The organism is Pelagibacterium nitratireducens, assembly GCF_037044555.1.
Lineage (GTDB): Bacteria > Pseudomonadota > Alphaproteobacteria > Rhizobiales > Devosiaceae > Pelagibacterium > Pelagibacterium nitratireducens.
The window spans coordinates 3,590,816-3,613,118 of sequence record NZ_CP146275.1 but is presented as its reverse complement, the minus strand read 5'-3'; the positions used below and the strand labels follow the sequence as shown (position 1 = coordinate 3,613,118).

Below are 22,303 nucleotides of genomic sequence, written 5' to 3'. Positions count from 1 at the left end.
CCATCCCGCGAAATCGGACCCGACATGCCTATATGGCGCCAAGCGCCCTTAATGCAGCATGAACCAGAAACCGCTGGTGCAGCCCGTCGATCCGCCCGCGCCGCGGAACCGGGCAGCGCGGCACCCAGATGCCCTCGATTTTGGTGGTCAGCGCCGATTCCTCGAGCAGGCGCTCTTCGTCTTCGACAAGGTCGACGACCAGATGGACATGGGCCTTCTTGGCAAAAGGCAGCGTGATGATACCGCGCCCGCGCAATTCGATCATGCCCTCGATGGTCTCGGGCGCTTCCATGATCAGCCCGTCCTCATCGCTCGACAGCACCACCCGGTCATCGGAAATCAGCAGCGCCGTCTCGCCCCGCAGCCGTGCCTGTTCGAGCAGATCAAGCGCCAGAAGCGATTTGCCGGCCCCCGAAACTCCGGTGAGAAGGATGCCGTGATGGCCGATCAGGATGCCGGTGCCGTGGGCGTTGTGCTTTTGTGCGCTCAAGTTTTCGCTCTGGGTAGGGTGAGGGTAAACACCGCTCCAGTTGCATTGCTTTGGTTGCCTGCGTCAAGCGTGCCCTGATGGGCCTGCGCGATCTGGCGGGAAATCGACAGCCCCAGCCCCGAATGGTCGCCAAAGCTCTCGGCTTCGGGCCGGTCGGTGTAAAAGCGCTGGAACACTTTTTCCGTGTCGCCCAGCCCCGGCCCCTGGTCCTCCACCCGGGCAATCACGCTCTCGGCCCTGGTCGAAATCCTCACCGTTACCGTGCCCCCGTCGGGCGAAAACGAGACGGCATTGTCGATCAGATTGGTAAAGACCTGCGCCAGCCGCGTATCGTGACCCTTGACCAGCGGCCCATATTTGCTGTCCTCGATTTCGAGCACCACCGACACATCGCGGCTGGCCGCCAGATCGGCCTGGATCGAAACGATGGCTTCTGCCAGTTCGCCCAGATTGACGATTTCGGTGTTTTCGCGCGCCAGTTCCGCATCGACGCGGCTGGCGTTGGAGATGTCGGAAATCAGCCGGTCGAGACGGCGCACGTCGTGCTGGATGATGTCGGCGAGCCGCTTGCGGTCCTTTTCGGTCCTGGCCAGCGGCAGGGTTTCCACGGCGCTGCGCAATGAGGTCAGCGGGTTCTTGAGCTCATGGGCCACATCGGCCGCGAACCGCTCGATGGCTTCGATGCGGTTGTAAAGCGCGTTTGTCATGGCCCGCAGCGAGCCTGAAAGGTGCCCGATCTCGTCGGACCGGTCGGTATAATCGGGTATTTCCGCCCGCGCCTTCATCGAGCTTTGCACCCGCTCGGCCGCCGCCGAAAGCCGCCGCATCGGCCCGGCGATCGTGCCCGCCATCAGTGCCGAAAGCGTGCCCGTCACCAGCGCCGCCACCAGCGCCAGCCGCAGGATCGACCAGCGCTCCTGGGCCACGATGGCGTCGATTTCCCCGGGGCTCGTCGACAAAAGCAACGCGCCCACCACCGAGCGCTGGCGCTGTACGGGCACCGCAACCGACACCACCAGCTGCCCGCGCTCATCGACCCGCACGATATCGGCGGGCGAACCGCTGAGCGCCGAAGCCACTTCGGGGTAGCGCAGCCCCTCATGGGCCGGATAATCCTGATAGACCGGATAGTCTCCACCGCGCAAAAGCCGGCTGAACCAGTTCCAGACAGCAAAAAAGAACGGCTGGGACTGTGCGCTCTCCTCCGTGCTCGAAGAGCGCAGGATTTCCCCGCTGGCATAGATATTGTTCGAATCGAGGATCATCAGCCCGTCCCGGTCGTAGATCCGGGCCCGCGTGCGGGTTGGGGTCACGAGGTTGCGCAAAAGCGGGGCGACCCGCTCGGGACTGATGGGAAATTCCAGCGCCGGATCGAACAGCGTGTAGGAGGAGGGGAAATCCCCCATATAGAGCTCGAGCAGCCGGTCGGGATTGACGGTGATGGAATCGGAATCCGCAGTGGCCGACGCCGCGACCGCCGCCGAAATGATCTCCCCCTGCACCCGCAGCGCGGAAACGCGCACGTCGATCAGCCCGGCCCGGAAGGTGTTGAGATACATGATCCCCGCCACCAGAACGGCCAGCGCCGCAAGGTTGAGGATCACGATCCGCCGGGTGAGGGAGGAAAAGAACGTGAAGTTGATCAGATGCCCCAACCCGCGGAAAAATGCGAACAGCGGGCGCATGAACGGCTGGCGGGCCGCCTGGCGTTCCCGGGCGGCCTTGGCCTTTTCCTCACCCTTGGAAGGGGGAGCCGATCCTGAAATGGTCTCGCCTGCGTCCAACTGGAGCGCCTTCAAACAAATGCCCAAGGCATTGTTTTATTGCTCCTTGAAGCGGTAGCCCACCCCATAGAGCGTTTCGATCATGTCAAAACTGTCGTCGGTGCTCTTGAACTTCTTGCGCAGCCGCTTGATGTGGCTGTCGATGGTCCGGTCGTCGACATAGACCTGGTCGTCATAGGCCGCGTCCATGAGCGCATTGCGGCTCTTGACCACGCCCGGCCGCTGGGCCAGCGCCAGAAGGATCAGAAACTCGGTAACCGTCAGCGTCACCCGCTGACCCTTCCAGGTGCAGGTATGGCGCTCCTGGTCCATGACCAGCGAACCGCGTTCGAGCGAGGTCTTGGGCGCGCCCTCCTCGCCATTGATCACCGTCGATCCCGCCTCCTTGGGCGCGGCGGCGCGGCGCAGCACGGCCTTGACGCGCTCGACCAGAAGGCGCTGGGAAAACGGCTTGGTGATGAAATCGTCGGCGCCCATCTTGAGCCCGAACAATTCGTCGATTTCCTCGTCCTTGGAGGTGAGAAAGATCACCGGCACGTCCGATTTCTGCCGCAGCCTGCGCAACAGTTCCATGCCATCCATGCGCGGCATCTTGATGTCGAGAATGGCGAGGTCGGGCCGCTCCGAGGTCAACCCGTCAAGTCCTGACGCGCCATCGGTATAGGTGGCGACCTGATAACCTTCGGCTTCCAGCGTCATCGAGACCGACGTCAAAATATTGCGGTCGTCATCGACAAGAGCGATCTTGGGCATGAATTTCCCTTTATCTGTTGCGAGCGCCCGGCAGGTAAGAAGGCCCCCGGCACTTTGCAATGTCGCCTGAATGAACTCTTTATGCTGACTTTTGCCGTGCACAATACGCGTAAATTATGGCAAGACCAACGCCTGCCGTGCGCACCGGTTCCGCCCTGCGCGGCTTTGTCCCGCCGCCGCCGGCCCTCATTGCGCCACTCCAACACGCAAAGGGCCGCGCGGGCCAGGGACCCAATGCCCCTCTAGACGAACGTCTTACGACCCATTGCCAGATGGAAGCGGGGACGGGTGCGGCCCTAAGGTAGCGCTCGATATATCATAGCATTAATGAGTGCCCCAGATGACCACGACGTGCCAGAGCCTTGCCAGATCCGTCGCCGCAAACGCCGCTTCGGTCCGGTTCAACGACACCGCACCGATCCTTGTTGAAACCGCCATTGCCAACAGGCAGGGGCGGCTCAGCGCCGACGGCGCCTTTGTCGCCGATACGGGCAGGTTCACCGGCCGTTCCCCGTCCGACAAATTCATCGTGCGCGACGATTTGACCGACAATCTTGTGTGGTGGGACAACACCGCGGCGCTCGATCCGGCCCAGTTCGAAACCCTGCTCGCCGATTTCACCGCATCGCTTAAGGGCGCCGATCTGTTCGGCCAGCAGCTTTTCGCCGGCGCCGATCTCAAGCACCAGCTCAATGTCGAGGTGCTCACCCCTTCGGCCTGGCATGCGCTCTTCATCCGCAATCTCTTGATCCGGCCGGCCCGCGCCGGGCTCGATGGGTTCGCGCCCGATGTGACCATCCTGCACAATCCCGCCTTCAAGGCCGATCCGGCCCGCCACGGCACCCGCTCCGAAACGGTGATCGCGCTCGATCTCAAGCGCAACATCGTTGTGATCGGCGGCACGGCCTATGCCGGCGAAATCAAGAAATCGGTGTTTTCGCTGTTCAATTTCCATGCGCCCTCGGATGGCGTTCTGCCCATGCACTGCTCGGCCAACACCGGCAAAGGGGGCGATACGGCCCTGTTCTTCGGTCTCTCGGGCACCGGCAAGACCACGCTCTCGACCGATCCCGAACGCATCCTGATCGGCGATGACGAGCATGGCTGGTCCAACGATGGCGTCTTCAATCTCGAAGGCGGGTGCTACGCCAAGACCATCAATCTCTCGCCCAGGGCCGAGCCGGAAATCTTTGCCGCCACAAAACGCTTCGGCACCGTGCTCGAAAACGTCGTGCTCGACGAAAACAGCCGCGAGCCCGATTTCGACGACGGCTCGAAAACCGAAAACACCCGCGCCGCGTACCCGCTTTATGTGCTCGACAATGTCTCGCGCACCGGCACCGGCCCCACGCCGACCAATGTCGTGCTTTTGACCGCCGATGCCTTCGGCGTCCTGCCCCCCATTGCAAGGCTTTCGCCCGAACAGGCCATCTATCATTTCCTCTCGGGCTACACCGCCAAGGTGGCCGGCACCGAGCGCGGCGTCACCGAACCTCAGGCCACGTTCTCGGCCTGTTTCGGCGCCCCGTTCATGAGCCTGCACCCAACGGTCTATGGCCGCATGCTCAAAAAGCGCATCCGTGAGAGCCTTGCCGAATGCTGGCTGATCAACACCGGCTGGACCGGCGGCGCTTTTGGCGTTGGCAAGCGCATTTCCATCAAGGACACCCGCCGCCTGCTCAACGCGGCGCTCTCGGGCGAATTGATCAATGTGCCCGCCCGCATCGATCCGGTGTTCGGCTTTGCCGTACCCCTCGCCGTCGAGGGTGTGGATTCAAAGCTGCTCACCCCGCGCGAAACCTGGCAGGACAAGGCCGCCTATGACCGCCAGTCGGCCAGGCTTGTCGGGTTGTTCGAAGCCAATTTCGAAAAATTTGCCGCCGCCGACGCCCAGATCGCCGAAGCCGGCCCCCGCCTCGCGGTGGCTGCCGAATAAGGCTTCAAGACACCCGCAGTCTCACAGTGAGGAAAGCCCGCGCCGGATACGTCCGGTGCGGGTTTTCTTTTGTGCAAGCTCTATACGTGCCAAAGTCTCCACGCTGTCACCCCGGCCTTGAGCCGCGGTCCAGTACACTCAGTGGGTGAGACAGAATCGCCGGCGCTGCCGGCTACCGGGTCTTCGCCCGGGATGACGCGGAGTTGGATGCCAGCGTCAGCGCGCCCCCGCTCTCCGGCCACCAATCAGTAAAAGATGTGGTTCCCGATCGCGGCGACCTGCGTATAGGCCGAGGCCCAGGAGGGCGAAACCGTGGTTGTGTGGAAATGCATGGCGGTGGTCAGCCCATCCTCGGGGCGCCCGCCTTCAAGCGATTTGCGATAGGCGATCATCGCCATGATGTTGGACTGAACCCAGCTTTCCCGGTCGATGATGTTGCCATGCCCGCCATCGTCGGGGCGCCCGTCGCAGGCAAAGGAAAACTGGCAGCGATTGACCATATGCGCGTTCTGGAACACCACGCCGCATACGGTGTCGGGATAGGTGCGGCTGTCGACGCGATTGAGGATCACAGAGGCCACGGCCCATTGTCCCCGGTCGGGTTCGCCGCGCGATTCATGGTAGATGGCCTGGGCAAGGCAGTGAATTTCCGAGGCGGCGACCTGCTTGCGCTCGGCGGTGCTCACATAGCCTTCGGAAACGTAGTCGCTGAGCAGATCGGCGGTCAGAACCGCCTCTTGCCCATACGCCGGAAAAAGGCTGACGAGACCGAGAACGGCCCCTGTCACCCACTTCAAGATGGCGTGTCTGCCCCGCGCCAAATGCCCCGCCATGTGTCCCCTTGTCCGGTTCGGCACCTCACAGTGATGCCGTTATCTCGTTGCCCTGACCTTTAACCCGATCCAGCCATTAACGCGATGTTAAGCTTAATCAATGGTTAATTTGTATCGTGTTTGGCTCGTATTGCAAAGAGCCCTAAACGAGGGGACTGAACGGGGAGTGCTTCAAACCCGTTGGATTTTAGGCAAATTCGCTCGGCCGAACGTCACCGCTTTTCCCGGAGACCGTCCTGGCCTGAAGCGGCATTGGAGGATCGTGGTCCTCATATTAACCGCCGTCATCCCGGGCGAAGACCCGGGATCCAGTAACCGGCGGCGCTGGCGGTACTGTCTCAAGCGCCGAGTGTACCGGACCCCGGCTCGGGGGCCGGGGTGACAGGGGATCGGTCAGCAAGGCGGGGCCGGAAGCGCAGCTTACTCCCGTTTGGAGCCAGCTCTCACCTGAATCACAACACGACTATTCCCGAATGCTTGGCCTTGTGCTCGGGCTCGACGTGGATGGTGATGATGGCGCCGGAATCGCGATCCTGCAGTGCCATTTCGATCCTGTCGCAGATGTCGTGCGCGTCCTTGACGCTCATGGCGGCCGGCACCACCAGATGGAAGTCGATGAACACGGCCTTGCCCGCCTCGCGCGCCCGCACGTCATGGGCCTCGATGGCCCCCTCGGCATTGTCGGCGATGGTCTGGCGAATGGCGTCGAGCCGCTCTGTTCCCACCGAAACATCCATCAGCCCGCCCACGCTGGCCGCCAGAAGCCTTGATCCCGACCACAAGATGTTGAGCCCGACAAGCACGGCCAGCGCCGCATCGAGCATGGGCTGACCGGTTACGACCACAAGCACCAGCCCCGCGGCCACGCCCAGCGAGGAAAACACGTCCGTCCACAGATGATGCCCGTCCGCTTCGAGCGCCGGAGATTGCAATCTGCGCCCCTGGCGCACCAGGACCACGCTCCACACCCAGTTGATCGCCGTCGCCACCATGGAAATGGCAATGCCCTCGAACGGCGCGTCGAGCGGGGAGGGGGCCGAAAACCCTTGCCAGGCCTGATAAAAGATCAAGAGCGCCGCAACGACGATGAATACGCCCTCCAGCACCGCCGAAAAATACTCGGCCTTGTAATAGCCGAACGGCATCTTGGAATCGGCGGGCCGGGCCGCCAGTTGCACGGCGATCAGCGCCGCCACCGCCGTCGCCAGATTGACGATCGATTCCAGGGCATCCGAGAGCAGAGCCACCGACCCGGTAATCTGCGCCGCCCACAATTTCAGCGCCAGGACGCCCAGAGCGACAACGATACTGCCGATGGCGAGTTTGAGGACCTGGGTCATGGCGGACATCCGGGTGGTGGGGAGCGCGGTTGGCAATACCCCTGGCGCGTGTCCGGCAAAAGTGGAACCGGTTTTGCGGTCCGGACACGCGACAAACAAGGGCTTAGAGCCAAGGATTTGATTCAATCAAATCCTGAACGGCTCTAGCTCAACCTGAGCGCCGTGTCTATCCCCTTGATTTTACTTGCAAATGCTCTTGCAACCCATTTGCAGACCGCGGTGCGGAGACCAGATGCTCATGGGCATGGGCCATGCTTTCGAGCACCGCCACGCACAGCGCCGCGATATCGTCGGACGGTGCAACCAGATCGGGCACCATCACGGTGCGCATTCCTGCCGCATGGGCCGCCCTGACCCCGGAAACCGAATCCTCGAACGCCACGCAATGGACCGGATCGACGTTCAGCCGCCGCGCCGCCGTCAGATACGGCTCGGGATGGGGTTTTGGATTGATGACGTCGTCGCGGGTGACGATGGTATCGAAAAACCCGATAACACCCGCCGCTTCGAGATGGCCCAGCGCGTGATTGGCCCGCGAGGATGTCGCCACCGCCAGCGGAATATCGAGTTCGCGCAGCGCCGTGACCAGTTCCACGGCGCCCGGCTTGACCGGCACGGCATCGGCCATGCGGATCTTCATGGAGGCCCGGCATTTGTCGTCGAACATTTCATAGGGGAAATGGGTGCCGAAACTGTCCACCAGCAGCGCCGCGGTCGCTTCGTGCGACGAGCCGACCATCCGTCCATGCACGAGATCGGTCATTTCGAACCCCATCTCCGTGCACACTTCATAGACGATGGCCTTGAACACCGCTTCGGTATCGAGCAGCGTTCCGTCCATATCGAAAATGACGGCGTCGAAGGGATGGGCGAGTGGGGACATGTCAGGCTTTTGGCTTCTTTCCGAAAGCATAGCCCCCTAACACGATCATCACGGCGATAAAAGTAGTCATCATGGTCTCCTTGTGCCCTCAGGTCTCGTCATCGGGCCCTTCGTCCACATCGGGCATGTCCTTGCCCGCGATTTCGGTTTCGCCCTTGCGTTGCCGCCGGCGCCTGGGCTTGGCCTCCAGCGTTCGGGTCGACGCGTCCGGGGCCTCCCCGCCCGCAGCGTCGTCCTCGCGCACCATATGCATGGGCGGGGCCTTGCCGTCCTTGCCCACCCCGAAATAGAGCGTCTGGTGGGGGAAGGGGATTTCGATGTCGCGCTCGTCGAAAATGCGTTTGACGATGGCATTGTAGGCCCGCTTGATGCCCCATTGCTTGCCGGGCAGCGTCTTGATGCGGGCCCGCAGCACCACTTCGCTCGCCCCGAACGCATTGACGCCCATCCATTCGAAATCGTCGATGATCGCGCTCTGGTGTTCGGGATCGGCCCGCAATTGCTCGAACGCCTCGAGCATGGCCTGCCGGGCCTCCTCGACATTTTCGCGATAGCCCACCCCCATGTCGATGACGGCATAGGAAAAGCCGCGCATGAAATTGGTGACGGTATCGACCGAGGAAAACGGGATGATGTGAAAGGAGCCCTCGAGGTCGCGCAGCGAGACCGAGCGGATGGTCAGCCGCTCGACCACCCCCGAAATCCCGGCCAACGACACCACGTCCCCCACATCGATCGCCCCTTCGAGCTGGATGAAGATGCCGGTGATGATGTCTTGGACAAGTTTTTGCGCCCCGAACCCGATGGCCAGGCCCAGAACCCCGGCCGAGGCCAGCAGCGGGGCGATATTGATGCCGATTTCAGACAGCACGAACATCAGCGTGATGACGATCAGCGCGATGGTGAGCGCATTGCGCAACAGCGCGAACAGCGTTCGCTTGCGCGCCGTGGCCCCCGGAGCGAGGTCCGGATTGACCTGGCTGTCCATCCAGGTGTTGAGCCCCACCCAGGCAAGGATCGCAACGGCCAGGATGACAAGGATCGTCACCGCCGATCCGGCCACCCGCGCCCCGAACTCGCTTTCGACGAAATCGACGAAGTTGAAGAACCCCAGTTTGTGTAGGCAGAACACCAGTATGGCGCCAATCACGATGAACCGCACCACCTTGAGCACGGCGGGCACGATCTTGTGCAGCTGCCGCTGCAACTCGGGCGAGCGCTGGCGCAGGCGTTCGGGCAGGTTGAACCCGTTGCGGGCGCTGCGCTTGATGAGATTGAGGATCACCACCCCGATCATGATGGCGATCACCACCTGCACATTGTCCCACACATAGGCCTGAAACTGGACGCTGGTGCGCGTGAGAGCGATCACCGCCAGAACGGCGAGGTAGATCAGCGCAAAGACGTGCCAGTTGCGGATCGGCAGGCCCAGCCCGCGCTGCGCCTCCCTGGTCTCGATCATCGCCATCAGCTTTTGCTTGACCGGCTGGCGCGCCACCAGCACGGCCACCGCCATGGCAATCAGCGTCAACAGCAGGAGAACGACCGAGATGGCCCGCCCCGCCGCAAACGAAACGCTTGCGGTGATCAGCGGCAGCACCATCATCTGCCCGAAGACAAACAGCGAGATGATGAACCGCGACCACCCCATCACCGATTTCGCTTCGCTGTCGGACAAATGCACAAGCCGCTGCTCGGGCAGGTTTGGCGACACGATACTCAAGATGATCGCCATGACGATCTCGACCATCACGAACGCGTTGAGATAGAGCGCATGCTCGAGCTGGATCACCCCGGCCTCGCCCAGAAGGGCCGCCGCGATGCCATAGCCCACCGCATAGGGAATGGCCGCGGCCAGCACGTCGAGAATGAATTCGAGCACCAGCGCCACCGGCTTGGCGACCCAGCCCCCTGAATCGAACACCGCCCGCAACCGCTCGCGCGGAACGCGCACGATGCGCCGCATCAAAAACAGCCCGCCATAGGTCACAACCACCAGAATGGCGACATTGGCCAGAATGGCGCCCAGCGCATTAAGCTCGGAGATCGAGAGCGCCGAAAAGATTTCCGGCGTGGCGGCCAGTTGCCGCCCCAGCTGGCCCAGCGAGGCCATTGTGCTGTCCACCGCCGACCGCGTCACCTCCGAAATCTGCGCGCCGATCGAGCGCAACTCATCGCCCTCGCCGCTTGCCGCCGGTTCCTCGGCCGTGCCCTCGGTCTGCGCGCTGCCCTCAAGTCCCGCTTCAAGCTCGGCGATCAGCGCATCGCGCGCCGCATCGTCGCGCAGCACCTCGATCAGCTGGCTCAGCGCCTGCTGCGGGTCCTGGGTCGCACTCTCGCCGCTTTCCGATTGCGCAAGGGCCGGCATGGCGAGCCCGGCGCAAACAACGAGCATGGCGAAAAGCTGAAAAAGGCGGGAGAGAATGGAAAGCGGCATGGACCTGCAGATGGGCTGATGAAATATGCGCCGCAGGCTATCCGCCTTGGCGCTCCGATTGAACCCCCCGCCGCCCATTCGGTTGCCCCCGAGCGCAGATTTTTTCCTCCTGCGGGCAAATCCGGGCTGTCGCCGAACCGGCGCGATGATAATGTCGCCGCCAACACCGGATGGAGGCGATAATGGCAACGGGCAGGATTTTCATCGGCGTGGGCGGCTGGACCTTCGAGCCCTGGCGCGGCACCTATTACCCGCAAAAACTCACGCAAAAGCGCGAGCTCGAACACATGGGCGCAACCATGACCGGGGTCGAGGTCAACGGCACCTTCTACGGGTCGCAAAAGCCCGAAAGCTTTAGAAAATGGCACGACGAAGTGCCGGCCGATTTCATGTTCACCTTGAAGGGCACCCGCTACGCCACCAATAAGAAGGTGCTGGCCGACGCCTCCGAATCGGTTCTCCGCTTCACCGCATCGGGCATCGTCGAGCTCAAAGACAAGCTCGGCCCCATCAACTGGCAGCTCGCCGCCACCAAGAAATTCGACCCCGCCGATTTCGGCGCCTTCCTCAAACTCCTGCCCGCCACCCAGGACAACAAAACCCTCCGCCACGCCCTCGAAGCCCGCCATGAAAGCTTTGCCAACGCCGAAGCCGTCGCCCTGGCCCGCGAGAACGGCGTGGCGCTGATCACCGGCGCCGACGCCCAATATTCCGTCATCGCCGACCCCACCGCCGATTTCGTCTATCTGCGCCTCCAGGGCACCTCCGAGGACAACGAAAAAGGCTATTCGGAAAAAGACCTCGACGCCTGGGCCGACCGCATCGTGACCTATGCCAAAGGTGGCGTCCCCACCGATCTTCCCAGCTTTGCCGCCGCCCCCGCCGAAACCCCCCGCGACGTCTTCGCCTTCGTCATTTCCGGTTTTAAGGAAAAAAACCCCGCCGCCGCCATGGCGCTGATCGAAAGGGTCAAAAAGCTGGCGAGCTGACCCCGCTCAGCACCGCTCACGCAAACCGCCGCGCCGCGTCCACCGCCAGCCCCAGCCCCACGGCCCCGAACCGGTCCGATTGGGCGATCCGCGCATGGGCAAAACGCGCATCGACCAGCGCCCGCACCTGCCGCACCTGCGCCCCGCCCCCGGTCAGGATCACCGTTTCGATCGCCGAAGCGCTCACCCCCGCTGCAGCCAGCGCATCGTCGAGCGCCGCCCCGATCTTGCCGGTCAGCCCCGCGCTCGCCGCTTCAAATTCCGCCCGCGTTGTGGCAATGGCCAGCGACAGCCCCGGCTCGGCGAGCGTGATGTCGACCATCGGCGTATCGGTCAAAGCGATCTTTGCCGCCTCCACCTGCCCGGCCAGCCGGTGCCCCGAGCGGTGGGCGAGAAGGTGCCGAAACCGCTCGAGCGTGTCCGGCTCCGCCGCCTCGCGCTGCAATTCGCGCATGTCGCGCAAGATTTCGGGACGATAGAGCTGGTTGATCCTGTGCCAGGTCGCCATGTCGTGAAAATACCAGCGCGGCATCTCCCGCTTGCCGTCGCGCGTTAAGGTGCCCAACCCCATTTCGGGCATCACCTTGAAAATGTTGAGCTGCCGGTCGAAATCGGTTCCGCCCACATGCACGCCCGTCGTGCTCAAGATGTCTTCGCGCCGGTCGGTGCTGGCCCGGCGTTGCGGCGAAAGTTTCAGCACCGAAAAATCCGATGTGCCGCCCCCGATATCGACAACCAGCGCCAGCGCTTCGGCCTCCAGCGTGCGCTCGAAATGCAGCGCCGCCGCCACCGGCTCGAACTGAAATTCGACATGGGAAAACCCAACGCTGCGCGCCGCCGCTTCGAGCTGGTTTTGCGCCGCCCGGTCCGCGCCTGAATCCCCGTCGACGAAATAAACCGGCCGCCCCAGAACCACCTGCTCGGGCATCGCCCCGGTGTGTACGGTCAGCCTGTCGCGCAAATGGCTCAAAAACCGCCCGATCAACCCCTCAAACCCGATCCGCTCGCGCCCGATCTGGGTGGTCTCCGCCATCAACGCCGTCCCCAGCACCGATTTGAGCGCCCGCATGAACCGCCCCTCGGCCCCGTCCATATATTCATGCACCGCCGACCGCCCGAAATGGGTGCTCTGATCCTCGAAACTGAAAAACAGCGCCGAAGGCAACGTCACCGCGTCCCCTTCCACCGGGATCAACACCGGCGCGCCATCGGCCCCGACGACCCCGATCGTGGAATTGGTGGTGCCGAAATCGACCCCACAATAAAGCGATGCCATGGAAAACCCGACCCAAACCACCCCCGCCCGCAAACCCGCGCCGCCGAGGCAAAAACAAAAAGGGGCGCCGATCTAGCCTATCTGCCCAGCCGTGGCAACCGGCCCCCGACGATCAACCCTCCCCCACCGTCATCCCGGCCTTAGCGATCAGTCCCCCCTCCACCGTCATCCCGGCCCTGAGCCGGGATCCAGTACGCGGCAGCGCTGATGCTTTTGCTCGACGGCAACAATGGGGTGGGGAGGGGGCTTACGGGATTTGGCCGCGAGTTGGGAAGCGGCCATTCATCCAATAGATTCTGACGGTGAGGGCTATGGTGCGGCCAGTGTTATCGTATGCGGATCTATCACTCTACCCTGTACGGTATCGCCTTCCCTGAAGTGCTCCTGAAACCACTCAGCAATCCGCTGGTTTCCACCCACGACCCGGACAGCACCAGTACGGTTTGCCGTCCTGTTGATCTTGGAAACGACGGTCTGGCTGCCGTCGCTGAAGACGATACGGATGGGATCGCCGTCCTTGCCGAGAGAACGGCTCGCTTCGACACCGGGATTCAAGAAGCCCTTGTAGTAATAGGTCGATCCCAGCACGATCGAGAAGGATGCCAGGGCCGTGCCGGATGCCGCAGGTCTGGACAGGACATCGTTTTCAGGGCTGGTACCCTGGCGCTCGGTTTCCTCCGCCTCCTCGCGTTCGGCTTCTTCCGAGATCGACTGACCTTTTTCGCGGCCATTCCATGGAGGATCGAATGCTCGGATCAGACTATCCTCGAGGCCTGCGGCCAGGTTGATCTCGAAATCAGCGTACTGGAGGTGCGTTATCGGTGCGAAAGCAAAGATGCGGATTTCATGGCCTTCGGCGATGGCCGTCCTGATGTTGTGGTGGCAGCGCAGATTGGTTGCCTGTCGCTTTCCCGGTCGGCAGTAGCCGATATAGCGTTTCCTGATCGAACGGGCTGTTTTGCCAATGTAGAGAACCCGCTCACCACGCACGAAAGCATACAGAGCGTTTGACGCGTCAAACAGAACTTGGTTCGCATCCGCGTCCTCTCCATCGAACTCGTAGGTAATAAAGTCGCCTGAAGGCTCCCATCGGCCGACATCGACGAAACCGAGATTCAAGAGCACTTCGGCATTCAATTCCGGATGCGCCATGTGTGGATGCCTCCCCATGCCCAAGGTCATTTCTGGGCAAGACAGTCCCGGTGTCAACAATGCAAGACCCGGGCTACTACTCCGTGCGCCAGAACCTGACAGTCTCTTAGCCCCGATTTAGCCACAGCACGAAAGGCTGCTTTCGGCAATCCACAAAGCGCCATCGAGTGACCGAAATGGGGTCGACTGCTGACGGGCGAATTGGGGTGGGTTCCTGCTCGTCCGCTTCCGGGTGGCGGGCTTAGGAAAGCGGCCATTCAGGTGGTCGCTGAGCTTCGACAGCAGCGCGCCCTCTTTTAGGTCATTAACAACGCCTCTTGGATTCCCTGAATGCAGGCGGTCGGGGCAAGTGGAGGCGATGGCGATTTGGGGCAATTTCTGCCCGACGGCTGAGTAAAATGGTGTCTATAGGGTAGACTAGAATTGCTCCCAATCAGCAGCGAGCGCGGTATTACCTGATATCTGCGATACGGGTCGAACAGCCTGTGCGGGTTTGGCCAACTTCTGCGACTGCGGTACCGACTGATCGGGACCGTTCAGTCGGAACACCGCCACAATCTGATCGAGTTCAATCGCCTGGGCTTCGTTCTGCTCAATGGCGGCATTGGTTTCTTCCACCAGCGCTGCATTGTGCTGGGTCATCTCGTCCATGGTCCGCACCGCGACGTTCACCTCTTCAAGCGCCTGCGACTGCTCGCCATTGGCCTTGGCAATGGCATCGATCAGCCCCGCGCTTTCCTCGGCGCGGGTCTGGATATCGAGCAAGGTCTCGGCGGCGCGCGCAACCAACTGGGTGCCGTTGCGCACCTCGCCCGCGCTGGCGTCGATCAACTGCTTGACCTCGCTGGAGGCCTGGGCCGCGTTCTGCGCCAGGCGTCGCACTTCCACTGCCACCACGGCAAAGCCCTTGCCGGCTTCGCCGGCGCGCGCCGCTTCCACCGAAGCATTGAGCGCCAGCAGATTGGTCTGGAAGGCGATGTCGTCGATCATGCCGATGATATTGGAGATCTTGGCCGAGGAGGTTTCGATGGCGCTCATGGCCTGATTGGCTTCGCCCATCACCGCGCCGCCTTCGGTCGCGCTGCGCGACAATTGGCGAGCCGTGTCGCTGGCGGTTGCTGCCCGCCTGGCATTTTCCACCACCGCCGTGGAAAGCTGTTCAACCGATGCAGAGGTCTGCTCAATTGTCGCCGCCTGCCGCGTGGTGCGGTCGGCCAGATCATTGGCGCCGGCCAGAATTTCTCCGGTCGCCGTCTTGAGTGAGCGGGAGGTCTGCTGCAATTGCCCGACGATCTCGGTAAGCCGTTCCGCTACCGCATTGGTGTCCTGCTTGATCTGGTCGAATTCGGGGTCGAGGGCCTCGGTCACCCGGCTGGTGAGATTGCCCTGGGCCACATCACGGAGTACCGCCCCGGTCGCGGCGACGGCCTTGTCGATTTTTGCGCGCGCGGCGTCATCGGCCTCTCGGGCATCGGCCGTCAGTTTGTCGAAATAAGCGGAGACGCCAATGTCGACATCAAGCAGCATGGATTTGAGCACGGCCACCAGCATGTCGGCCATGGCATCGGCATCAGCCAGCACGGCCTCGGCCGTGCGCGGCACGGAACGGCCGAAGCGGCCTTTTTCCGGCTCGAGCGCTGCCGCCATGGTGTCGTGCACCAATCCGCGCACCAGTGTTTCCATGATCAGGCCATAGCCGCCGATATGCCAGCGCGGCTCCAGCCCGATCTTGGCATGGCGGAGCCCCACCTTGCTGCTTGCCTCCATATAGGCTTGATCCAACTGCCCGGTCGCAATGGCCGACCAATGTCCTAGCTGCTTGGACTTGGCCCGATCCATCTGTGGCTTGCCATCAAAGAAGCGGGCCACGGCTGGCACCTCGGCGATCTTGGCGTAAAACCGGGTCAGGGCTGGCTCGAGATGAGCCTCGATCAGCGGCTGGGCGCGGGCGATGCTGCCTCGCGCAGCGTCATCAAGACCGATAAAGTCGAGACGGGACTGGAGAAGATCGGCGGTATCGGAGGTCATGGTGAGAGGCTTCCAGATTGGCGTCTGTGACGTTCTATGCCGATCGAGATTCCCAAATCTTGATCTGGATCATAGTCCCGGAGAACATAGCCAATCGTGGTAAAGTATCGGTTATCGCGTGTGGGGATAATCAGTTTTCCGCCAGGTTGGAGCAGGCAGCGCTTCGGTGTTTTTTCAGGTCGACGGCTCGGCCCTGCGCTCCAGAATAGCTTAGGGTCGGCCTGCGTTTAGCTCTGCCATTCGGCGAAAGGTGAACGGCAGGTTTCGTCCTGCGACGGATACGCTCGGTATGACCGAAATGGGGTCGCAAGCTGACCCCGAGCCGCTAACCACGTCGAATTGCCCGCGCCTTCCCACCTTGACACCCCCACCAATCCGCCACACATAAAGTTACATGAAACCCCGCAACCCCACACCCCCCGCTTTCGGCGCCGGCCACGCCAGCACTTATGCCGCGGGCACGCCGCGCAAGGTGCCCGGCTTCGATGGCCTGCACGCCATGACGTCCCAGCTTCTGGCCGAGGGCGTGAAAGAGGATGGGAAAATTCTGGTGCTCGGGGCCGGTGGCGGGCTCGAGCTCAAAGCGCTGGCCGAGAACCATCCCGGCTGGACTTTTGACGGCGTCGATCCCTCAGCCGATATGCTCGCGGCTGCCAAAGACACCATCGGCCCCCACGCCGCCCGCATCCGCCTCCATCACGGATATATCGCGGACGCCCCCGATGGCCCCTTCGATGGCGCCGTGTGCCTTTTGACCTTCCATTTTATCCCCCGCGAACACCGGCTCGAAACGCTCCGCCAGATCCGCCGCCGCCTTGCCCCCGGCGCGCCCTTTGTCCTCGCCCATATCAGCTTTGCCCAGACCGAGCCCGAACGCAGCCAATCGATCGCCCGCCACATCGCCTTCGGCGGCGGCGATCCGCAAAACCAGGCCGCCCGCTCCGCCATCGCCACAAACCTCACCATCCTCGCCCCCGAGGAGGAAGAAGCGATGCTCAAAGCGGCCGGATTTACCGATATCACCCTGTTCTACGCCGGCCTGAGCTTCCGCGGCTGGGTCTGCTACGCCTGATCTCACGCCACCTTGCGCGCCGCCTGATCCGCACCAAACGCCCGCCCGAACCGGTTGCCCAGAAACGCTGTAAGCTCGATCTCTTCCTGCGCCACGAACCCCTTTTGCGCCAGATCGCCCGCCGCCAGCATGTCGAGCACCGTCAGGATGCCCGCCGCCGTGGTGATCTGGATGGCCGAGCGTTCCCTGGTGCCCACATGGCCCGAAAGCACGGTGCGCTCGAAAATCTCATGCGCGGTCTTGCCGTCTTTGGTGCCCGTCACGTCGACCCGGATCACCACCATGTCCTGCCGGGTCGTGGTCAGCGCATGCCGGAAAATGTCCAGCGCCAGGTCGCGCCGGTCCTTAAGGTTCAGATCGTTGAGCAGCAGCTTCATGATCCGCGCATGGCCGGGATAGCGGATGGTGCGATAGTTGAGGCTCTTGACCTTGCCCAAAAGCTTTTCGGGGGTCGAGCCCAGCCCGCCCGACGTGTTGAACGCTTCATAGGCCACCCCATCGATGGTCAGGTCCTCGATATCCTCGAGCGGCGCGATTTCCGCCATCTTCCCATTAACGATCGCCTCGCACGGCTCGCAATATTCATTGATCACCCCCTCGGGCGACCAGGTTAGCGCGTAATTGAGCACATTGGTGGGAAACTGCGGCAGCGCCCCCACCTTCATCGCCACGCTGTCCAGCGTAGCGAACTGTTTGGCCAGACTCATCGCGGCAATGGCGATGAACCCCGGCGCCAGCCCGCATTGGGGGATAAAGGCGGTCTCGGCCTTCGCGGCGATCTCTTTCACCCGCCGCGTCGATTTCACGTCCTCGGTCAGATCGAGATAATGGACCTTCGCCGCCGCCGCCGCTTCGGCGATCCGCGTGGTCAGCGAATAGGGCGCCGCCGACAAAACGGCAAATTTCCCAGAAAGGATTTTTTCCAGTTCTCCCGGCTCGGCCACTTCGCAGCGCGCGGTTTTCACCTTCGCGTCGATATCGAGCGCGGCCAGCGCTTCGGGTGATCGGTCCACCACCGTCACCGCGAAATCGCCGCTCTGGCTTGCCATGTCCGCGATGGTCGCACCGATCCGTCCGGCGCCGATCACAACGATCTCTTTCATCCCAAAACCCCTCTTGGTCAAAGATCACAAATGTTGTGGCACCGAACGCTCAACTCCATAGCTTTTGGCACCAATGTTTTTGATGATGACACACAGTTTCGTTGATTTGCAGCCCGCAATCAGACAGAATAACGGCGCCATAAGCGCAAATAGACGAAAATTTACGCCACAATGACGAAAATTAACGCCGACCGCCAACTGATCGCCCTGCTGCGCGAAAACGCCCGCATGCCGGTCGCCGAGATTGCAAGAAAGCTAGGAATTTCAAGGAGTACGGCCCAGTCGCGCCTCGAAAGGCTCGAGCGCAATGGCACCATTGCCGGCTATGTCGTAAAGCTCTCCTACGACTATCTCGCCGGCCAGATCCGGGCCCATCTGATGGTCACGGTCTCCCCCAAGCTCGCGCCTAAGGTCTTCAGATTCTTGGATGATTTGATAGAAGTCCGCGCCGTCCACTCGGTCTCGGGCAGTTTCGACATGATCGTCATCGTCGAAGCCCCCTCCGTCGCCGAACTCGACTCCGTCATCGACAAAATCGGTGCGCTCGACGGAGTCGAGCGCACCATGTCATCAATCATTCTCTCAACGCGGATCGACCGTTAAGAGCCTGATTTGCCTTGGAATTCCGCAACGGTATCCGCGGCAATCTGCTGCAGAAATGCGGCGGTTTCACCATCCAGCCGGCCGAAATAATCATACTCCAGCCCCACCGGCGAAGCGTCATAAAGCGTCGCATACGTCGTCGCCGCCGCCAGATAGGTGCCGGCCAGACTGGGGTGGCTATGGTCGAACTCCATATGCAGTTCGAGGTCCGGCCGCTCCTCATAGGCCCTGGCAAACGCCAGCCCTACAGGGATCACCAGCGCATCCACTTCTGCCCCGACATCGGTATAAAGCGCGGCCAGATTTGCCGTCATTTCCGGGTCGTGGCTGTTATGCCCTTCGGCATAGGCGTGGCTCATGTAAAGCACTGTTTGTGCACCGCTTTCATCGATCAGCGCATCGGCGGCAACCACCGCGTCCCGGAAGCGTGCACTGCGCGATTCCGAATTGGCCGCCGCGCTGTGGCCTTGCAGAATCACCACGTCGAAAGGTTCCTCATACCCGATCGCATCGGGCGTGAGGTAGTGCGCGAAGGGGTGCATGTCGAGCGAACCGCCCGAAATGGTGATCGAGCGATAGGCCAGATCTTCGATCCCCTCGCCTTCGCCAACCATGCGGCTGGTGTGATTGTGCAGACTATCATTGTAATAGAAATACGAATTGCCAACGAACAGGATTTGCCTGGGGGCATCCAACCCGACATCGGAAGCGCCCGGCTGAGCGGCCATATCCTGGCCGAATGCTGAAGTCGAGGCGAGCAGAACCATGGCTCCAACAAGGGAGCGGGTAGCAATAGTCATTTGATTTTCCTCCATAATCCACACGCCTGTGCACTGAGAGGTCACACAGGGATGGACGTTGATGGCTAGTCCTGCATCGGGACGGCAGCAACCGGCGGACGAAGAAATATCGCGTCTTTTTCGCGCGCGATCCGGCCAATGGGTGGAAACGGGAACATTATCCCCGCCTTCGTGTAGCGTGTTACACCCATCTTCGTGATCGGCTATTTGCGGATCTCATAAAGCCGGAAGCGGTTTGCGTTTGGCGCGAATGCCATCAGGAAGTGATTTTCGCCGATTTTGTAGATTTCGGCCACGGCATCGAACTCGCGTTGCTCATCGGTGGCCTCGCCCGGGGTCATCGCTGAATAAATCCTCGGACCCTCATAGCCGTAATAGAGGGCGCCGACAAAGAACACGCTTTCGGCGTCAAGCTGAGCCATCAGGCCCCGATGCCGCTGACTGCCCGAGTCCTTATCAAGGACCATGGCCTGACCCTCAGGATAAATCCGGGCGGGAAAATACTGATAGATGAAGGCCCCGTAATCGGTCGCCTGCAGCGAACGCATCCGCCAGGCCCCTTCAAGTTCGCCAATCGAGAATGGCAGATGCTCCGCCTCGACCAGACGTTGAAAGTCCGGAATGGAATCAAGAGTTTCCTGATCCTCGGAGCTGTCTTTGAGCTGGTCGAGCAACCCCTCGAGCCCGGCCGCCCAGCCTTGGGCCAGCGATTGGTCCGCAGGATAGAGCTGGCCGAACAGTGTTTTTGCGTAGTCGCTGGTATCCGGAGCTTGACCAAGCGCGGGAACGCCGAGCATCGCTGCAATCAGAATGGTCACAAGGCGCGTCACTGTCGTCCTCCGATAAGCCCCTGGCAGATTGGGTCGCATCTGGAACAGTGAACGCGCTCTGCGGCACGATTCTGGCAAAGCCCTTTTTAGCGCACGATTTTCCGCCCGGTGCCCGCGTCAAAGCAGTGCAGATGCGCGTATTGGACAAAGAGCGGCAGCCTGTCGTCATGCTCACCGGGGTGAATGCCCTGTGTACGCAGCACCAGTTCCTTGGCGATCCCCTCCGCATGGGCATAGACCAGACTTTCCGATCCAACCAGCTCGACGGCGTCCACTATCACATCGAGCTTGAGATGGGGCTCGGCCGGCGGCATCAGCGTTATGTCTTCGGGCCGGATGCCGATGGTTCCACACTGGGATGAAACGAAGTCGGGCAGACCGCCCGCCACCCGTGCGAGCGCCTGGGTATCGAGTAGGTTCATGCCCGGTGACCCCATGAAGCCGGCGACAAACACGGATTCGGGATTGGTGTAGATGTCGAGCGGCTTGCCGACCTGTTCGATTTTCCCGCCATTCATCACCACCAGCTTGTCGGCCAGCGTCATGGCTTCGAGCTGATCGTGGGTCACATAGACCGACGTTGTGCCCAAGGTGCGCTGCAGCCTGCGAATTTCCACCCGCATTTGCCCACGCAGCTTGGCATCGAGATTGGAGAGCGGCTCGTCGAACAAGAACGCCTTGGGCTTGCGCACGATGGCCCGGCCCATGGCCACGCGCTGGCGCTGACCGCCCGAAAGCTGACGCGGCTTTCGGTCGAGAAAGGCCTCGATTTCGAGAATGCGCGCCGCTTCATTGACGCGCTCTTCGATCTCGGCCTTCGGCGTCTTGCGGTTTTTCAGCCCGTATTCGAGATTGCCGCGCACGCTCATATGTGGATAAAGCGCATAGTTCTGGAACACCATGGCGATGTCGCGTTCGGCCGGTTCGAGCTTGTTGACGAGTTTTTCGCCGATCCGAACCTCGCCTGACGTGATGGTTTCCAGCCCGGCCAGCATGCGCAAAAGGGTCGATTTTCCGCAGCCCGAGGGGCCGACGAGAACGACCAGGTCGCCATCCTCGATCGACAGGTCGATGCCTTTGATCGCCTCGACATTGCCGGGATAGATCTTGCGGACGTCGGAGATTTCGATTGTAGCCATTGGTGTTATTTCTCGGTTTCAACCAGGCCCTTGATAAACAGGCGCTGCAAGAGGAGGACGACGAGCACGGGCGGCACCATGGCCAGCATCACGGTCGCCATGACAAGGTTCCAGGCCGGCTCCCGATCGGTATTGGCCATCAGCCGCTTGATACCCATCACGATTGTATAGAACTGCTCCTGGGTCGTGATGAGCAGCGGCCAGAGATATTGCACCCAGCCATAGATGAACATGATCACGAACAGCGCGGCGATGTTGGTGATCGAAACGGGGATCAGGATGTCCTTGAAGAACTTCATGGGACCCGCCCCATCGACGCGTGCAGCTTCCATCAGCTCTTCGGGCACTGTCATGAAGAACTGCCGGAACAGGAACGTGGCGGTCGCCGAGGCGATCAGCGGAAGGGTGAGCCCGGCATAGGAATTGAGCATTCCAAGATTGGCGACGACGGCAAAGGTCGGAATGATGCGCACCTCGACGGGCAGCATCAGCGTAACAAAGATCATCCAGAACGCCAGCATCCGGAAGGGGAAGCGGAAATAGACGATGGCGAACGCCGAGGTGATCGAAATGGCGATCTTGCCCACGGCAATGATCATGGCCATCCAGAACGAATTGCCCAGCATCAGCCACACTGGCGGCGTACCCGCAACCTCGAGACCCGAACCCAGCATCTGCGAATAGGTGGCGCCCATGTTGTCGCCCGGCAGAAGCGGCATCACGCCGCGCACGAAAGCCGAAGGTTCGTGGGTGGAAGCGATGAACGCGACATAGACCGGAAAGGCGACGATCAGAACGCCGACGATCAGGATCAGATGGGTGAGGAAATCGAGCCAGGGCCTGTTTTCAACCATG

The 22,303-nt window shown here is 61.7% G+C and carries 19 protein-coding genes; 4 read left to right on the top strand and 15 right to left on the bottom strand.

The window, feature by feature from the left end; genetic code table 11:
* Positions 1-28 precede the first annotated feature (28 nt).
* From V6617_RS17700 to V6617_RS17690, 3 genes are read right to left on the bottom strand one after another with little or no spacing between them, the layout of a single operon-like run.
* Positions 29-490 (bottom strand): hypothetical protein, encoded by a 462-nt coding sequence (locus V6617_RS17700; protein WP_338608238.1) that lies wholly within the window; start codon positions 488-490, stop codon positions 29-31.
* Complete coding sequence (locus V6617_RS17695) at positions 487-2,274, bottom strand: sensor histidine kinase (protein WP_338608237.1); 1,788 nt, start codon at positions 2,272-2,274, stop codon at positions 487-489. The genes V6617_RS17700 and V6617_RS17695 overlap by 4 nt, the downstream gene beginning before the upstream one ends.
* A 36-nt stretch (positions 2,275-2,310) precedes the next feature.
* Entirely contained in the window at positions 2,311-3,027 is a 717-nt protein-coding gene (locus tag V6617_RS17690) for a response regulator transcription factor (RefSeq protein WP_338608236.1), read from the bottom strand.
* A 340-nt stretch (positions 3,028-3,367) separates the two neighbouring features.
* On the opposite strand from V6617_RS17690, the gene V6617_RS17685 reads away from it, so the two are divergent.
* Positions 3,368-4,963 (top strand): phosphoenolpyruvate carboxykinase, encoded by a 1,596-nt coding sequence (locus V6617_RS17685; protein WP_338608235.1) that lies wholly within the window; start codon positions 3,368-3,370, stop codon positions 4,961-4,963.
* A 245-nt stretch (positions 4,964-5,208) separates the two neighbouring features.
* Here the strand turns inward: V6617_RS17685 and V6617_RS17680 are convergent, their stop codons facing one another.
* The 4 genes from V6617_RS17680 to V6617_RS17665 form a co-directional block, all read right to left on the bottom strand.
* Positions 5,209-5,751: a cell wall hydrolase gene (locus tag V6617_RS17680; RefSeq protein ID WP_338610763.1), complete on the bottom strand. Its 543-nt coding sequence runs from the start codon at positions 5,749-5,751 to the stop codon at positions 5,209-5,211.
* A gap of 497 nt (positions 5,752-6,248) precedes the next feature.
* Positions 6,249-7,136 carry a cation diffusion facilitator family transporter gene (locus V6617_RS17675; RefSeq protein WP_338608234.1) on the bottom strand — a complete coding sequence of 296 codons (888 nt, stop codon included), beginning with the start codon at positions 7,134-7,136 and terminating at the stop codon, positions 6,249-6,251.
* Positions 7,137-7,302: 166 nt separating this feature from the next.
* A complete protein-coding gene (locus tag V6617_RS17670; protein ID WP_338608233.1) occupies positions 7,303-8,019 on the bottom strand; it encodes an HAD family phosphatase in 717 nt (238 codons plus the stop codon).
* A gap of 88 nt (positions 8,020-8,107) precedes the next feature.
* Entirely contained in the window at positions 8,108-10,456 is a 2,349-nt protein-coding gene (locus tag V6617_RS17665) for a mechanosensitive ion channel domain-containing protein (protein ID WP_338608232.1), read from the bottom strand.
* 182 nt (positions 10,457-10,638) lie between these two features.
* Between V6617_RS17665 and V6617_RS17660 the strand changes: the two genes are divergently transcribed.
* On the top strand, positions 10,639-11,445 hold the full coding sequence (locus V6617_RS17660; protein WP_338608231.1) for a DUF72 domain-containing protein: 807 nt from the start codon (positions 10,639-10,641) through the stop codon (positions 11,443-11,445).
* A gap of 16 nt (positions 11,446-11,461) precedes the next feature.
* Here the strand turns inward: V6617_RS17660 and V6617_RS17655 are convergent, their stop codons facing one another.
* From V6617_RS17655 to V6617_RS17645, 3 genes are all read right to left on the bottom strand, one after another.
* Positions 11,462-12,721 (bottom strand): Hsp70 family protein, encoded by a 1,260-nt coding sequence (locus tag V6617_RS17655; protein ID WP_338608230.1) that lies wholly within the window; start codon positions 12,719-12,721, stop codon positions 11,462-11,464.
* Between the two features lie 309 nt (positions 12,722-13,030).
* Entirely contained in the window at positions 13,031-13,873 is an 843-nt protein-coding gene (locus V6617_RS17650; RefSeq protein ID WP_338608229.1) for a GIY-YIG nuclease family protein, read from the bottom strand.
* Positions 13,874-14,290: 417 nt separating this feature from the next.
* Positions 14,291-15,901, bottom strand: coding sequence for a methyl-accepting chemotaxis protein (locus tag V6617_RS17645; protein ID WP_338608228.1), 1,611 nt, complete (start codon positions 15,899-15,901; stop codon positions 14,291-14,293).
* A 394-nt stretch (positions 15,902-16,295) separates the two neighbouring features.
* On the opposite strand from V6617_RS17645, the gene V6617_RS17640 reads away from it, so the two are divergent.
* Complete coding sequence (locus tag V6617_RS17640) at positions 16,296-16,973, top strand: class I SAM-dependent methyltransferase (protein ID WP_338608227.1); 678 nt, start codon at positions 16,296-16,298, stop codon at positions 16,971-16,973.
* A 2-nt stretch (positions 16,974-16,975) separates the two neighbouring features.
* Here V6617_RS17640 and V6617_RS17635 read toward each other — a convergent pair whose 3' ends face one another.
* Complete coding sequence (locus V6617_RS17635) at positions 16,976-18,076, bottom strand: saccharopine dehydrogenase family protein (RefSeq protein ID WP_338608226.1); 1,101 nt, start codon at positions 18,074-18,076, stop codon at positions 16,976-16,978.
* Positions 18,077-18,247: 171 nt separating this feature from the next.
* Here V6617_RS17635 and V6617_RS17630 point away from each other — a divergent pair, with 171 nt between their 5' ends.
* A complete protein-coding gene (locus V6617_RS17630) occupies positions 18,248-18,679 on the top strand; it encodes an Lrp/AsnC family transcriptional regulator (protein ID WP_338608225.1) in 432 nt (143 codons plus the stop codon).
* On the opposite strand, the gene V6617_RS17625 is transcribed toward V6617_RS17630, so the two are convergent.
* The 4 genes from V6617_RS17625 to ugpE form a co-directional block, all read right to left on the bottom strand.
* A complete protein-coding gene (locus tag V6617_RS17625; protein WP_338608224.1) occupies positions 18,676-19,479 on the bottom strand; it encodes a hypothetical protein in 804 nt (267 codons plus the stop codon). The genes V6617_RS17630 and V6617_RS17625 overlap by 4 nt on opposite strands.
* 203 nt (positions 19,480-19,682) lie before the next feature.
* Positions 19,683-20,309: a DUF4893 domain-containing protein gene (locus V6617_RS17620; RefSeq protein WP_338608223.1), complete on the bottom strand. Its 627-nt coding sequence runs from the start codon at positions 20,307-20,309 to the stop codon at positions 19,683-19,685.
* Positions 20,310-20,395: 86 nt separating this feature from the next.
* Positions 20,396-21,448: a sn-glycerol-3-phosphate import ATP-binding protein UgpC gene (locus tag V6617_RS17615; protein ID WP_338608222.1), complete on the bottom strand. Its 1,053-nt coding sequence runs from the start codon at positions 21,446-21,448 to the stop codon at positions 20,396-20,398.
* 5 nt (positions 21,449-21,453) lie between these two features.
* Positions 21,454-22,302: a sn-glycerol-3-phosphate ABC transporter permease UgpE gene (gene ugpE / locus V6617_RS17610; RefSeq protein ID WP_338608221.1), complete on the bottom strand. Its 849-nt coding sequence runs from the start codon at positions 22,300-22,302 to the stop codon at positions 21,454-21,456.
* Position 22,303: the final 1 nt, after the last annotated feature.